The sequence below is a fragment of the Bradyrhizobium sp. USDA 4486 genome (assembly GCF_054057995.1).
Window position 1 is genome coordinate 6699138 of record NZ_JBSRZV010000001.1, and the last position, 15038, is coordinate 6714175.

The following is a 15038-nucleotide window of genomic DNA, read 5'->3' on the forward strand; positions in this document are numbered from 1 at the left end:
TCTGCCAGTGTTTTGCCCGACGTGTCAAAGGCAATTTCGTAAAATCCGTATCTCCGGCACAAGTTGCTGTCCTGCCAGGGCCTTTCCTACTGTGCAGGGGGTTGTTTTCGTACTTTTGTCAGCGGCTACCCTCTTCGCCGCGCCGCCGCCGCATCCACCACATTCTCCACCTCCTCGCGCCAGGACAAAATCTCCATCGCCAGCACGGGATGATTGAACCCCTTGAGCTGGAGATCGTCGAGCGCGCGCGCCTCGACCCAGGGCTCGACCATGCCATAGACCCGGCGGCTGACCACGATCTGGTTCGGCTTGGCCTCGCCGCAGAGGCGGGAGGCGAGATTGGTGACGCTGCCGATCGCGGCATATTCCAGCCGCTGCTCGAAGCCGACCTGGCCGAGCGTGGCATAGCCGAGTGCGATGCCGATGCCGAAGCCGAGGCTGTGCCCCCGGTTGCGCCAGCGCTCGGTCAGCGGGCCGATGGTGTCGCGCATCTCCACCGCCATCTTCACGGCGCGCTTGGTGTGGTCCTCGAACTGGATCGGCGCGTTGAACAGGATCATCACTCCGTCGCCGGCATATTTGTCGAGCGTGCCCTCATACTTGAAGATGAGCTGGCCGAGCGCAGCGTGATATTCGCGCAGCACGTTCATCGCCTCTTCCGGCTCGGTCGCTTCCGTGAACGCGGTGAAGCCGCGCAGGTCGCAGAACACCACCGTCACCTCGCGGCGCTGGCTGGTGAGCAGCCCCTCGGGGCTGTCGGAGGAGGCGATCAGCTGCGCCACCTGCGGCGCCAGGAAACGCTCGAGCTTGCGGATGCGCTCGATCTCGCCGAGCTGCGTCCTGACGCGCTCCTCCAGCGACTTGTTCCAGTCCTTGAGCTGCTCGGTCTGTACGCGCAGCTTGTCGGCCTGGGCGCGCACGGTCTCGTTCGCCGCCTCGAGCGCGTGGCTCTTGTGGTCGACCTCGGTGAACAGCCGCGCGTTGCGCATCGCCAGCACGGCCTGATTGGCGAAGGTGCGCATCAGGCCGATGATGCTGGCGGCGAACGCGCCGCTGGCGCGGCGCAGCACCACCAGCGAGCCGAGCGTGCCCTGCTGATCGACCAGCGGCACCACCAGCACCGAGTGGAAGCCGGCTTCGATCGCGGCATCGCGCAGCGGCTGCTCGGCGGCCTCATCGAGATCGGCAATCGCGATCGGCTCGCCGCTCGCGGCGGCATCGCTCAGGATGTTCTCGCCTTCGCCGATGGTGACGTGTGCACCTTCGGCCGATTTGTCGATGCCATTGGATTCGACCAGATCGAAGCGGCGTGCCTCCGCGTCATAGCCGTAGATCAGCACCGCGTCGGCATGGGTGATCTCGATCGCGCGCGCCGCGATCGTCGGCAGCACGGCGTTGAGATCGAGCGAGGAGGCGAGGGCGCGGCCGACCTCTTCCAGCACCTTCAATTCGTTGATCGACTGCGCGAGATCGCGAGTGCGTTCCTCGACCTTGGCCTCCAGGTTCGCATAGGTCTCCTGGAGCTGGCCGGCCATGCGGTTGAACTGGCCGGCGAGATCTTCCAGCTCGTCGGAGGTGTGGACGTCGATGCGATGGCTGAAATCGCCCTCGCCGAGCTTGTGCGCGCCGTCGCGCAGCGCCGTGATCGGGATGATCATGCGGCGGGCGAGCAGGGTGCCGGCGAGGATCGCGACCATCAGGCCCATGCCGATCAAAAGCGCGATGCGCACCAGCTGGTCGCGGATCGGCGTCAAGGCCTGCGTGGTCGGCTGCTCGAACAGCACGCTCCAGCCGAGCTTCGGAACGGTGCTCGCGGCCGACAGCACCGCATGACCGTTGAAGTCGGTGCCCGACGTCTCGGGCTGGCGGCCGGGCGCGATCGCGGCCGCCACTTGCGGCAGCTTCGACAGGTCCTTGCCGATATCGGGCCCTTTCGACGACGTCGCCAGCACCCGGCCGCGCGGATCGACGACATAGGCGAAGGCGGCCTTGCCGACCTGGGCGTCGGACAGGAAGTCGGAGAGGAAGCTGAGATCGATCTCGGCGACGGTGACGCCGGCATTGAAGCCGGAATGCGCCACCGAGATCGACATGACCGGCCGCTGGTCGACGAAATAGGCCGGCGAATAGCTGACGCCGCGAGCCACCGTGTCGGTGAAGCGCATGTCGCGGGAGAGGTCGGCATTGCCGCCGGTCGTGGTCGATTGGCGCGAGACGCGCAGCACCTCGCGGCCCTCACCGTTGAGCTGGAACAGCTGGTTGACGACCGAGACCTGGTGCAGCAGCTGCGCGTAGTCGGCCCGGCGCTTCTCGAGCGTGTCCTGGCTCGCCCGTGTCACCCAGCTGATCTGGCGCTCGAGCTCGGAGACCGACTGCTCCATCCGCCGGGCGGCTCCTTGCGCCTTGTCCTCAAGCCCATCGGTCAGCGACGTCTTGGTGGCGCGATACGAGATCCAGGTCTCCATCGCGCCGTTGACGGCGAGGACGAACACGACGAGCCCGACGAGGGAGACGACATATTTGGCGAACAGGCCCTCGCGCAGAAACCGTGTCTTGTCGTTCGCCCCTGCCATCCCGATCCTCTTGCGCCGCCATCGACGCCGGCGCTACGGGCCGTACCGGCCCCGGCAGCCTTCTACCATAATTTGGGTCAGTGGACCGTCCCGCGACCGGCCGAGCCGGCGGTGTGGTTACCCGTTGTGGACGATCGGGCAGCCGGATGGGCGGTGAAATGTCGCAGCCTCATCCGTTCGGAGGAAGCTGCGGAGGGCAGGCTCATGTAAGGGGGGATGTGGAGCCCCGCTTGTTGGTCCGCCAATCACCGATTGAAGAGCTGCCGCAGCACGTCGTTCATGGGCTGGCTGTCCTGCTGCGCCGCCGGCGGGTCTTCCGGGGGCGCGGGCGAAGCCTGCGGTGTCGGCGTGGACGGTGTTGCCGGCAGACTGCGACTGCGACCCGTGCCCGTCGCCGTGCCTGGTCCGGCACCGCCAGAAAGCCCCTGCTGGATGAGATTGCCAATCGCCTCGCCCAAGGAGCCGCCGAGCAGATTGTTCTGCGCCGGCTGCTGGGTTTGCGGATTGGCATTTCCGGCTGCATTGCCGCCACCCGGCGCGGTCGCGCCGCCGAGGCCGAGGCTGTCCAGGATGTTACCGAGCCCGGCGCCATCGGGACCGAACAGGCCTTTGCCCATCTCGCGCAGCTTGGCATAGGCGGCCTCCGGATTGTCGAGCATGCCGGCCATATCGGGATAGATTTTCGGCTGCGACCAGCTGCCCTGAATCATCACGGGAATGCCGAACCCGACCGGCTCGTTGGTGCGACCCTGCCCTTCGGTCGTCATCACCAGCTTCGGCTCGACGCGAAAGCCCATCATCTTGGTGTCGAGTGCGATGGTGCCGGCGCCGGTCACGCGCACCAGCGGCCCGATCAGGTTGAGATCGGTCGTCACCGCCTGGCCCTTGTCGATGCGGAACGAGGCCGAGAGCTGCGACAGGTCCGTGCTCTGCTCCTGGCTGCTGTTCTGGTTGCTGTTCTGGTTGTCCTGCCAGCCGGACAGCGTGCTCGATGTCAGCGAGCGGATCATCTGCGCGACGTTGATGCCGCGGATGGCGCCGTCCTGGAAATTGACGAAGGCCGTGCCCTGCATGTTCGCCATCAGCGCGTGCTGGCTGGTGCCGGCGCTGCGCAGCGCGAGCTTGGCCTGCAGCTTGCCGTCGATGCGGTCGAATTCGGCAAGGCCCTGCAGCAGCGGCAGCGCGCGCACGCCGACGAGGTCCGAATGCATGGCAAAGCTGGGCGCGCCGGTGGTCGCATCCAGGATCACCTCGCCCGAGACCTGGCCGCCATAGGCGCCGAGATTGGCGGTGCCGGCCTTCAGTATGCCGCCGGCGAGTTTTGCATCGAGCGCCAAAGGCGCGAGCCGGGCATCGCCGATCACAGCCTCGCTCACCGAGAGCCTGATTTGCGCATCGACGTAGTTCAATCCGGAGACGTCGATCGGCGCATCGCTCCAGGGGAGTCCCGACGCGCTGTCCGGCGATTTCGCCAGCGGAATCGCGAGCCGCTGGAAGTCGAGGTCGAGCTTGACCAGCGGCTTGCTCGCGATGTCGACGGAAGCCCAGCCGTTGAACGCGCCGTCGCCGAGCGTGCCGTTGATGCCGTTGATCATCACGATGTCGCCGTTCAGCCGCATCTCGGCATGACCGGCGAGCTGGGACTTCAGCACATCGGGCATGTCGATGGCGAAATCCACGGGGATCGTGGGCCGCTCGGCCGGCGGCGCCGGCGTCGTCGCCTTGATGTCGAACCTGGTCGGGTGCTCGCCAACCCCCGCGGTGCCGGTGACGTTGACCTTGCGGTCGCGGTCGACGACGGCATCGGCGTTGATGGCGCTGATGCGACCCTCGACGCGAGCGCGCACGCGCGAGAAGGCGACCTCGCCGTCGGTGATCTTGACGCGGTCAATGGTGGCGCCGCCCGTGCCGAACGGCGGCTTGGACGAGGTGCCGGCATTCGGCAGGCGCTCGCGCAGCAGCGGCTGATAGAGCACGGGATGGGTGACGACGAGCTCGCTGATCTTCGGGCGGCCCGACCAGACGCTGGCCAGCGACATGTCGGCCTGTACGCTGTCGACCGTCAGGCGCGTGATGCCGCTGCGGTCCTTGGGGTCCTGGAGCGTGAGATCGTTCAGTGTGACGTTCAGCGTCGGCCAAATGCTGATCTTGATGGTGCCGTCGATCGAGAGCCGATAGCCGGTCGCGCTCTCGAGCCGCGAGGCAATCGTGGAGGTCAGGAAGCCGGAGGGCACCCCGACCACCAGCAGGAGTGCGATCACGATGATGACGGCGGCCACAATTGCGCCGGCAAATTTCACTGCTCTCATGTCGACTTTCCAGCGACGGACAACCGGCGTCGAAACCGGCAAATACCGGCACTTTGCGCCTCGTCCTTTGCGCCTGAGTTTATCCCGGGACGGGAAGCGGCTCCAAGCAGTCAAAAATAGTCTGGGGGAGCTGCAAAGTTATGTGACTTATGACACACTTCCCCCGCGCGGTTTTACGCGATCCTGATGTCGATGGTTCCAAGCGATTTGCCAAGAAATTCACAGGGACATTGAAATGAGCAAGCAGGCCGAATTTGCGGTCATTCTGAAGATGAATGCGATGTTCGCCGACCTCGGCACAGATGAACTCCAGCGGCTGTCCAGTCTCTGCCACACCCAGCATCTGGGCAACGGCGAGGTACTGTTCCAGAAGGGCGATCCCGGCGATGCGCTGTTCGGCGTGCGCCGCGGCCAGGTCCGCATCGAGACGGGCGCTTCCGACGGCAGCCGGCTGACGCTGAATTTCATGGGACCAGGTGATTTGTTCGGCGAGGTCGCGGTGCTGGATGGCCAGAGCCGCACGGCGGATGCGACCGCGGGCGAGGCCAGCGAATTGTTCGTGCTGCGGCGCGAGGATTTCCTCGGCTTCCTCGAGCGCGAGCCGAAGGTCGCGATCAAGATCATCGCGCTCTTATGCCAGCGCATCCGCTGGCAGAGCGAGCGCATGGAGGAATCCATGTTGCAGCCGCTGCCGGTGCGGCTGGCACGGCGGCTCTGCGCCCTAGCCGCCGATTTCGGCTCCGAGGTGCACATCTCGCAGGAGCAGCTCGGCGTCTTCGTCGGCGCCGCCCGCGAAAGCGTCAACCGCCAGCTCCAGGCCTGGCGCAAGGAAGCGATCCTCGATCTCCAGCGCGGCCGGATATTGCTGCGGAACATGACGAAGCTGACCGCGATCGCACGGAACGAGTAGCGGCAGCTAGGCTGCTTCCGGCATGTCGTGCAAGGTCAGTAACTCAGATCGCGGGCAGGGGCCACGGCATATGGCCGCCCGTCGTCGCTGAATTCGGCGAGCACGGTATTGTCGTCGAGCTCTTCGACGATCGTGCGAACGTTTCCCCGCGCTAACCTCACTCCGCCGCCGGGTGCACGATGTTCTTCGCCGCTGGCGACGCTTGCACCGGTGCGGCCCCATGATGCCCGCTGGTCTCGGCGTCCTCGCTGCGCACGATCAGCCGCTTGCCGAAGCGCCAGATCAGCGCGCCGAGATCGTCCATCACCATGAACATCGCGGGCACGAACACCAGCGACAGGATGGTCGAGAAGATCAGGCCGCCGATCACCGCGAGCGCCATCGGCGAGCGGAACTCGCCGCCGGCGCCGACCGCGAGCGCACTCGGCATCATGCCGGCGGCCATCGCGATCGTGGTCATCACGATCGGACGGGCGCGCTTCATGCCGGCGTCGATCATCGCCTCGTCGCGCGGCTTGCCGCCATTGATCGCCTCGATCGCGAATTCCACCAGCATGATGGCGTTCTTGGTGACGATACCCATCAGCATCAGGATGCCGATCCAGACCGGCGTCGTCAGCTGCTTGCCGGTGACGAGCAGGGCTGCGATCGCGCCGCCGATCGACAGCGGCAGCGAGAACAAGATGGTGATCGGTTGCAGGAAAGTGCCGAACAGCAGCACCAGCACCGCATAGACCATCATCAGGCCGGCCGTGATCGCGGTGGCAAAGCCGTCGGACAGCTCGTTCAGGCTTTCGGCATCGCCCGACGGTGAGACCTTCACGCCCTTCGGCAGGCTCTTCATCACCGGCAGTTCGTAGATCTTCTTGGTGGCGTCGCCGAGCGCTGCGGAGCCGACGAGGTCGGCGGCGACGGTAGCCTGCCGCTCGCGATCGTAGCGGTTGATGCTGGTCGGGCCCTGGTCGAGCTTGACGTCGGCGATCACCGAGAGCGGCACGCCGCCCTTCTCGCCGTGCTCGCCGAGCGGCACGCGCAATTGCTCCAGCGTCTTGAGATTGCCGCGCGCGGCATCCTCGAGCTGGACGCGGATAGGCACCAGGCGATCGCCGACGTCGAACTTGGCGAGCGCGGGGCCGACGTCGCCGATGGTGGCGACGCGGATGGTCTGCGACAGGCTTTCGGTTGAGACGCCGAGGCGCGCGGCAAGGTCCGCTCGCGGCTCGATGCGCAGCTCCGGGCGTTCCAGCGCGGTCTCCGAGATCACGTTCGAGATGGTCGGAATCCGCTTCATCTGCGTCGCAAGCTCGCTTGCGACGTTGTTGACGATGTTGGCGTCGACGCCGGTCACGACCAGCGAGATCGCGCGCAGGCCGTTCTCGTCCAGGAACCAGAAACGGATATCTGGAACGTTCTCCAGCTCCTGGCTGATCGAGAATTCGAGCTCGCGCTGGGTGATGTCGCGGTCGTTCTTGGGCGTGTAGTTGATGATCAGGGCGGCGCGCCGGACTTCCTGGGTCCCGGGCGGAACGCGGCCGCCGTCGACGAAGATGCTCTTCACCTCCGGCCGCTTGCGCAGGCGCGCGACGATGTCCTCGGTGACCTTTTCGGTGTAGGCGAGCTGGGTGCCCGGCGGCAGCTCGAGGGCAAGCAGCGAGCGCGCGCTGTCCTGCGCCGGCAGGAAGCCCTGCGGCAGCAACGTGATGCTCCAGATCGAGGCAGCGAAGATGCCGAAACCGATCAGCACGGTGATGAAGTAGTGCTTCACCGACCACGACACGATGCTGTGGTAGGTCCGCAGGATGCGGCCGGGTGGCGGCTCGTGGTGCGCGTGATGCTTGAGGAAGTAGGCTGCCAGCATCGGCGTCACGAAGCGTGCCGCGAGCAGCGAGAAGAACACCTGCACCGAGACGGTGATGCCGAACTGCTTGAAGAACTGTCCGGCGATGCCCGACATGAAGCTCGCGGGCGCGAAGATCGCGATGATGGTGAGCGAGATCGCGATCACGGCGAGGCCGATCTCGTCGGCGGCTTCCAGGGCGGCACGGTATGGCGACTTGCCCATGTTCATGTGCCGCACGATGTTCTCGATCTCGACGATGGCGTCGTCGACCAGGATACCTGTCGACAGCGTGATGGCGAGGAAGCTGACGAGGTTGAGCGAGAAGCCGAGGATGTCCATCGCCCAGAAAGCCGGGAAGATCGACAGCGGCAGCGAAATCGCGGCGATGATGGTCGCGCGCAAATCGCGCAGGAACAACAGCACGATGACGACGGCGAGGATGGCGCCCTCGAACAGGGTCGAGATCGCCGCCTCGTAATTGCCCTTGGTGAATTCGACCGAGGTGTCGATCAGCTTGAGATCGACCTCGGGATAGGCGGCCTTGAGCGCGTCGATGCGCTTCTGCACGGCGGCGGCGACCACCACGTCGCTGGCGCCCTTGGAACGCTTGATGCCGAGTGCGACCACCGGCTCGCCGTTGAAGCGGGCGAAGGTGCGGCGGTCGGCGATGGTGTCGGTGACCGTGCCGAGATCGTCGAGACGGACCTCGCCGCCGCCGAACAGCGGAATCATGGTGCCGGCGAGGTCGCTCAGTGTCTTGGCGCCGGCCAGCGTACGGATCGCCTGGTCATTCTTGCCGATCTCGGCGCGGCCGCCGGCGACATCGACATTGGTGCCGCGCAGGCTCTGGCTGACATTGACGGCGGTGAGCCCCATGGCCTGGAGCCGGTCGGGATCGAGCGAAACCAGGATCTCGCGCTCGACACCGCCGATGCGCTCGACCTGGGCGACGCCACGCACGCCCTGCAGCGCGCGCTTGACCACGTCGTCGACGAAATAAGAGAGCTGCTCCGGCGTCTTGCCGGGCGCGATCGCGGCATAGGTGACGATCGGCAGCCCGATCACGTCGACGCGCTGGATCAGCGGCTCGATGACGTTCTGGGGCAGGTTGGAGCGCACGCGCGTCACCGCGTCCTTGACGTCGTTGAGGGCGCGGTCGGTGTTGGTCTCCAGCGCGAACTGGATCGTGGTCAGCGACAGGCCGTCGGTGATCGACGAGGTGATGTGCCGCACGCCCTCGACGCCGGAGACCGCGTCTTCAATGGTCTTGGTGACCTGGGATTCGAGCTCGGCGGGCGCCGCGCCGAACTGCGAGACCGCGACCGAGATCACTGGAATGTCGGCCGAGGGCAGCCGCGTCACCGCGAGCTTGGTGAAGGAGACCCAGCCGAGGATCAGGAGGATGATCGAAAAGACCACCGACGGCAGCGGATTGCGGATCGACCATGCCGAGATATTGAGAGCCATCAGCGTACCCGCGTGCGATCGAGTTCATCGGCGAACATGGTCTTGATCTGGTCGCCGTCATGCAGCGAAGAGCCGGCGTCGGCGACGACGATCTCGCCGACGTCGAGCCCTTCCAAGATTTCCGTCGCGGTGTCGGACGACAAGCCGACCCGCACCTTGCGCGTCTCGACGATGTTGCCTTTGACCACCTGCACGGTGAGATGGTCGATCGCGGTCTTGGGGACCGCGACGCCGCAGCTCCGCTTGGCGTCGATGGAAGCGCGGGCGAACACGCCGACTTTCAGCGACGGATTGTTGGTGACGCTGATGCGGACGCGGCCGAGCTGGGTGGCACGGTCGATCTCGGGCGCAACCAGCCGGACCCGGCCGATCAGATCGGGCGCGTCGTCGCGGCTGATGCGCACCGTCGCGCCGGGGCTGAGCTTGGGCATGTGCACGGCCGGGACCTGCGCATCCAGCTCGATCTCGTTGTTGACGGCGATGCGGAACATCGGGCCGGCCTGCGGGGAAGCGGGCGCGCCGACGATGGTGCGGACCTCGGTGACGAGGCCTGGCGCGGGCGCCTTCAGCGAGATCGGTCCTTGCGGCCCGGGCCGCTGCGGCTGACCGGGAATCTGCGGCGGCGCGGTCAGGCGCGCCAGCTCCTGATTGTCGGTGACGAGAGTTCCTTCGGTGACGAAGAGGTCGGTGACCCTGGAGCCCTCCTGGTCGGCGACGACCACGGCCTCGCGGCGCGGCACGAAGAAACCGGTCACCCGCACGAGGTCGGAGAAGCAGGCATTGGTCGACTTCGTCACGATGACGAGCGCCTCGCCCGGCGTTTCCTTCGCCTCGGGACGATGCCGATGCTCGAACAGATAATAGCCGACGCCGAGCACGACGACGAACAATACGGTTCCGGCGGGTTTGAGATATTCGGAGACGTTCATCGCCGGAGTGTCCTGGCCTGGCTCACGGCCATCCGCACGAGGCCTTTGAAGAGCGTTTCCGTGAAATAAAGCGGCGCCCCGCAAGGCTGCGGGACGCGCTTCGGCAGCAAGACTTTACACCACATCACGACGGGTCATTGCAAAGGATTGCGTCGCGCTCACTTCGATGCGGTGGTCTTGTTTTCCATGTTGACGACCTGCACGCGGCGGTTGACCTCCGCCATCGGCTGGGTTGGATCCTTCAGCTTGCTCTTGCCGTAGCCGACGGTGACGAGGTCGGTCGCGGCGATGCTGTATTTTTCGACCAGATAGCGCTTGATCGAGTCCGCGCGGCGCTCCGAGAGATCCTGGTTGTAGGCCTCGCTACCGGCGGCGTCGGTGTGGCCGGCGACGACGAAGGTCGAGCCCTTCAGGTCGGGGCTGGTCAGCGCGCGCCCGAGCGCCTGCACCGAGGGCAGCGACTTGGCGCTGATATTGGCGGAGTTGTAATCGAACGTGATCTCGAGATCGATGTTCGGCTTGTCCTTGGCGACTGATGCGATTTCCTCGCGCTCGGTCGACGACAGCGAGCGCGTCGAGCGGCCGCGCACGGACTGGAGCAGCTTGGTCTCCGCCGCGCTCGGCGCGGGATCGGCCTGCGGCGCGCCGATGGAGAGGCCGCGGGTCAGCGGCTTCTTCGGCGGCGGTGCCAGCGCGCGGACGATCTCGTCCTCGGTGACGTTCTTGCTGTTGCCGTCGTCGCCGGCGAATGCGGGTGCGGCCGGCAGCGACAGCGCGGCGCCGATCGCCATGACCGACAGGATCGCGGTAAGTCCTTTTGCAGCAAATCTCATTGCCAGTCCCTCCTGCGCAGCCGACCTGCGCGGTTCCAAAATTCCTTGCAATAAGCCCCGGAAAGGCCGCTTGCGGCATCCGTTGTTTAGTCTTGCTTGGGCCGCCAAGGTTCGAGGCGTACGCTGCCCCAACTGGAAAAAATCCTAGCGTACTCCGTAGCTTGCGAATTCCTGAACGATGTTCGGATCCATCGCCTTGGCATTGGCGATATCGAGCGCGCCTTCCTGGGCCGAGCCGTTGCGCTGCTTGGCGAGCCCCCGTCCATAGAGCGAGGAGGTCAGGCGCGGGTTGATCCGCAAGGCCGCGTCGAAATCGGCGATGGCGTTCTTGACCGCGCCCGATTTGAGGTTGACGAGCCCTCGGCTGTCCAGCGCATCGACGAAGTTCGGTCGCAGCCGCAGCGCCTCGTTGCAATCCTTCAGCGCGCCCTGGAGATCGCCGACGACGGTGCGGGTCCAGCAGCGGTTGTTCAGCGCCTCGACGTCCTTCGCGTTGATCCGCAGCGTGTCGTCGAAATCCTTGATGGCGAGGTTGTAGGCGCCCTTGCTGGCATAGACCTGGCCGCGCCGGTACAGCGCGTTCACGTCATCCGGATTGGCCGCGATCTTGGCGGTCAGGCCCTTGATGGTGGGGTCCTCAGCCAAAGCGGCCGCGTTCGGTCCGCTATCCGCGTTCGGGGCCGGGGTTGTCTCGGCCGGCTTCACCGGAGGCGGCGGCGGGGGCAGGGCGGCCTCGACCTGCGGCTTCGGCGAGGGGGCCGGTGCGGGCGCGGGTGGAGGCGCAGGCGCAGGTGCTGCAACCGTGTCGGCCGGCTTAGGCGGCGGAGGTGGTGCGGGCGGCGCCGGCGGCGGGTTGTTGGCGACGACGGGCGGCGCGGGCGTTGGAGCCGTTGTCGGACGCGAGCCACCCGCTCCCGGAATGAACGAAAAATCTTCGGCCAGGGAAGAGGATATCCACGGCACCTGCTCGCCGCGCGAGGCGCGGGTGACACCCATCTTGGTGCGGTTCAGCGTCTCCTCGGCCATCAGGTCGGGGACGCGGATCTCCTTGAGCAGTTCCTGCACGAACAGGCTGTGGTCGCCGCCGGCGTCCGACACCACCGAAGCCAGCGCCGCCGAATACATCACCAGCGTGCCGTTCGGCGCGATCACCGGGGTGAGGCCGGCCGAGAAGCTGCGGAACCGGCGCTCGAACGGATTGCGCCTGGAAGCATCGACCAGCGCGATCTTGACGCCGGCGCCGCGGGTATGGAGCTCACCGAGCACGGTCTCGAGGCTGAAACCGTCGCGGCGCACGTCGGATTCGGTCCAGATCTGCGCGTCGACCGGCAGCATGTAGCTTTGGCGCGCCGACTGGATGCCGAAGCCGCTGAAGAACACCAGCGCCACCGAACCGGGCTTGATCTTGCCATAGAGCTTGTCGAACGCGCGGCGCATGCCGTCGCCGGTCAGGTTCTCGCCGATGTCAACGGAAAAGCCGTCGCGCTTGAGCTCGTCGGCGAGCTCGCGCGCGTCGTTGATCGGTTCCTTCAGCGGAGCATCCGCATCCGGATATTTGGCATTTCCGATGACCAGCGCATAGCGGTCGCCGGCGGCCAGGGACGGCGCAGCCGGGACAAGCGACATGAGGAGGGGCAGAAGAACGAGAAAGCGAATTTTCATAATCAGCGCGGTCCAGCCAAAAAGGCGCCGTTCCCAGCGTGCGCCGCGGCGACCTTAACTTACGCTCCAGGCATTATCAAACCCGGGAAGGGGGGCGTCAACCGCTTGGAGATTCGGCGTAATCGCGACGATTGATCGCAACGCATGGGCGCGCCGGGAGGAGAATGAACGGGCTGTCATGATTGCGGCTCGATGCGTTCGGTTCGACACTTGCGGCAGCATGTTTAGGGCAGCCGGGTCGAATGAGAATGTGATTGGTCTCACGTCGCCGGCTCACATGGCAGGCTCGCTGTCACTGCAGCCTCCAGCGTTTGACCTTTGTTGCGGACAATGGCTTGGTGCGCCCGATCGTCCCGCAAGATCCAACTCCAGAAAAGCAAGACCATGGGAAACGCCTACGAAATCTACGCGCTGCGCTATGCGACGATGTCGCCGCGCACCCCCCACATGAACTTCCTGGCCCCGGATCCGCATGACACCGCGGCGCAAGACCTCGACTATTTCGTCTGGCTGATCCGAGGGCAGGGCTGCGACATCCTGGTCGATACCGGCTTCAATGCCGAGGAGGCGAGCGCGCGAGCGCGCAAGCTGACACTGAATCCGGTGGACGCGCTGGAGCGCTTCGGTGTCGCTGCGTCGGCTATTGGCGACATCATCGTGACGCATCTGCATTACGACCATGCCGGCAATCTCGACCGCTTCCCGAACGCGCGCTTCCATCTTCAGGAGCGCGAGATGGCCTACGCGACAGGCCGCTGCATGTGCAATGGCCTGCTGCGACATCCGTTCACGGTCGAGCACGTCACGCAGATGGTGCGCCATGTCTACGGCGAGCGCGTCACGTTCTATTCCGGCGACGGTGAGGTCGCGCCCGGCATCACCGTGCATCGTGTCGGCGGCCATTCGGACGGTTTGCAGGTGGTCAAGGTCGAGACCGCGCGCGGGGCCGGTGGTGCTGGCGTCCGACGCCGCGCATTACTACGCCAATCTCCAGCGCAGGAGCCCATTCCCGATCGTCTACAATGTCGGCGACATGGCGGCGGGCTGGGAGACGATCGAGCGTCTCGCCGGACATCCTGACAGATTCATTCCCGGTCACGATCCGATCGTGACGGAAATCTACCCGCGCGCCAGCGACAAGGTCGATGCCTGGGCGCTGCATTTGCCGCCGACAAGATCGTTTGCGAAGTGACGCGATAGCGTCATTCCGGGGCGCGCATAGCGCGAACCCGGAATCTCGAGATTCCGGGTTCGCCGCTATCGCGGTGCCCCGGAGTGACAGCGACGGCTAATACGCCTGCTTGGCGTCCGCCTCTTTGCTGGTCTGGATCAGATCGAGGCTCGCTTCGAACTCGCCGAGCAGAGCCGAGCGCGCTCTTGCGGCTGAGATCAGGCGGGCCTGAAGTCCGCTGCGTTCCTGGAAGCAGCGCGCAGAAGAGCTCCCGGAGGTCCGAGTCAGGCCAGTGACGTCGCGGGGCTCATCCACTATGAACAGGACCGCCAATAGAGGCGCCTGACGGGGTAAACAAAGTGGCTTAAAACCTTGGCGTGATGAACAATACAAAATGAGAAGAATTGCGCTTGGCAATGTATGCCATTGAGCCTGCACCAGGGTATCGATGCATGACAATTGCCGGCCACTATTCGGACGAGGACGCCGAGTGGTTTTATCACTTCCGAGCCGGCGGATATGACGACATTCGTTACGTCGATATATTCGCTAGAAGCCAATCTCATCGAGAACAAGTCCGACGCGCCCTGAACGGGCGTAGATATGGTGTCAGCGAGTGCCGGCAGGATCGCCGCAAGCAACGATATCGCGCGGAGATTTTCGCGCCGCTAGCTCCGGCGGAGAGAATATCACCAAATATCCTGTGTCCCCGGTGAGTTGATATGCGGCGACCTCGCGATAGCCGACGGCCGTTAATTCGCAGCGCAAGAGGTCGATTGGCGTGCCATGCTTCGATGTCGGAAGCTCGAGATCCACAATTGCGACCCGCGCACCCTGCTTCAGGGCGGGCGCAAGATTGTAGAGGAAGGCATAGGGCTGGGCGATCTCGTGATACATATGCACGAGGATTGCGGCATCCAGCGAGGAGGCGGGCAGGCGCGGGTCGTGTGGTTCGCCGAGCGCGAATTGCACGTTCGTCAACTTCAGAAGTTCTGTTCGCCTTGCCAGTTCAATCAGGTAATCCCGCGTGACGTCCTGGGCAATGACAGAGCCGGCGGGTCCGACGAGGCGCGAGAGCCTGACCGTGTGGTAGCCGCTGCCTGCTCCGATGTCGCCGACCGTCATTCCCGGTTTCAGTTCAAGAGCGCGTGCGATCTGACCGGCCTCATTGAGGGCGTCGCGGCGCTCTTCGGCGGCGCGGCGTGGGCTGACGATCCGTGCAACGGCGCGCTGCGGTGAGGGAAACTCGTTTGCAGCGACGCCGGGGGGAGCCAGGTAACCTATATCAGCGGCGTATGCGCCAGTTGCGGCAAATGCCACAAGTAGCGCCGCCATATAAGCTAG

General features: G+C 65.3%; 8 protein-coding genes and 2 pseudogenes. 2 read left to right on the forward strand and 8 right to left on the reverse strand.

What is annotated here, in order from left to right:
• Positions 1–125: 125 nt before the first annotated feature.
• Together ACVWY3_RS31625 and ACVWY3_RS31630 are read right to left on the reverse strand one after the other, a co-directional pair.
• A complete protein-coding gene (locus tag ACVWY3_RS31625; RefSeq protein WP_456841969.1) occupies positions 126–2573 on the reverse strand; it encodes an adenylate/guanylate cyclase domain-containing protein in 2448 nt (815 codons plus the stop codon).
• Between the two features lie 245 nt (positions 2574–2818).
• Entirely contained in the window at positions 2819–4882 is a 2064-nt protein-coding gene (locus tag ACVWY3_RS31630) for an AsmA family protein (protein WP_456841970.1), read from the reverse strand.
• 235 nt (positions 4883–5117) lie between these two features.
• Here ACVWY3_RS31630 and ACVWY3_RS31635 point away from each other — a divergent pair, with 235 nt between their 5' ends.
• Positions 5118–5792 carry a Crp/Fnr family transcriptional regulator gene (locus tag ACVWY3_RS31635; RefSeq protein ID WP_456841971.1) on the forward strand — a complete coding sequence of 225 codons (675 nt, stop codon included), beginning with the start codon at positions 5118–5120 and terminating at the stop codon, positions 5790–5792.
• A gap of 157 nt (positions 5793–5949) precedes the next feature.
• Here ACVWY3_RS31635 and ACVWY3_RS31640 read toward each other — a convergent pair whose 3' ends face one another.
• The 4 genes from ACVWY3_RS31640 to ACVWY3_RS31655 form a co-directional block, all read right to left on the reverse strand.
• Positions 5950–9099 carry an efflux RND transporter permease subunit gene (locus ACVWY3_RS31640; protein ID WP_456841972.1) on the reverse strand — a complete coding sequence of 1050 codons (3150 nt, stop codon included), beginning with the start codon at positions 9097–9099 and terminating at the stop codon, positions 5950–5952.
• Positions 9099–10028, reverse strand: coding sequence for an efflux RND transporter periplasmic adaptor subunit (locus ACVWY3_RS31645; RefSeq protein WP_456841973.1), 930 nt, complete (start codon positions 10026–10028; stop codon positions 9099–9101). The genes ACVWY3_RS31640 and ACVWY3_RS31645 overlap by 1 nt, the downstream gene beginning before the upstream one ends.
• 158 nt (positions 10029–10186) lie before the next feature.
• Positions 10187–10861: an OmpA family protein gene (locus ACVWY3_RS31650; RefSeq protein WP_456841974.1), complete on the reverse strand. Its 675-nt coding sequence runs from the start codon at positions 10859–10861 to the stop codon at positions 10187–10189.
• 144 nt (positions 10862–11005) lie between these two features.
• Positions 11006–12523 carry a caspase family protein gene (locus tag ACVWY3_RS31655; protein WP_456841975.1) on the reverse strand — a complete coding sequence of 506 codons (1518 nt, stop codon included), beginning with the start codon at positions 12521–12523 and terminating at the stop codon, positions 11006–11008.
• A 384-nt stretch (positions 12524–12907) separates the two neighbouring features.
• On the opposite strand from ACVWY3_RS31655, the pseudogene ACVWY3_RS31660 reads away from it, so the two are divergent.
• Positions 12908–13715 (forward strand): annotated as a pseudogene (locus ACVWY3_RS31660) (N-acyl homoserine lactonase family protein).
• A gap of 96 nt (positions 13716–13811) precedes the next feature.
• On the opposite strand, the pseudogene ACVWY3_RS31665 reads toward ACVWY3_RS31660, so the two are convergent.
• Together ACVWY3_RS31665 and ACVWY3_RS31670 are read right to left on the reverse strand one after the other, a co-directional pair.
• Positions 13812–13892: pseudogene (locus ACVWY3_RS31665) on the reverse strand (MarR family winged helix-turn-helix transcriptional regulator); the annotation flags it as partial.
• Positions 13893–14303: 411 nt separating this feature from the next.
• The gene (locus ACVWY3_RS31670; RefSeq protein ID WP_456841976.1) at positions 14304–15029 is read right to left on the reverse strand and encodes a class I SAM-dependent methyltransferase; all 726 of its coding nucleotides are present in this window, start codon (positions 15027–15029) and stop codon (positions 14304–14306) included.
• Positions 15030–15038: the final 9 nt, after the last annotated feature.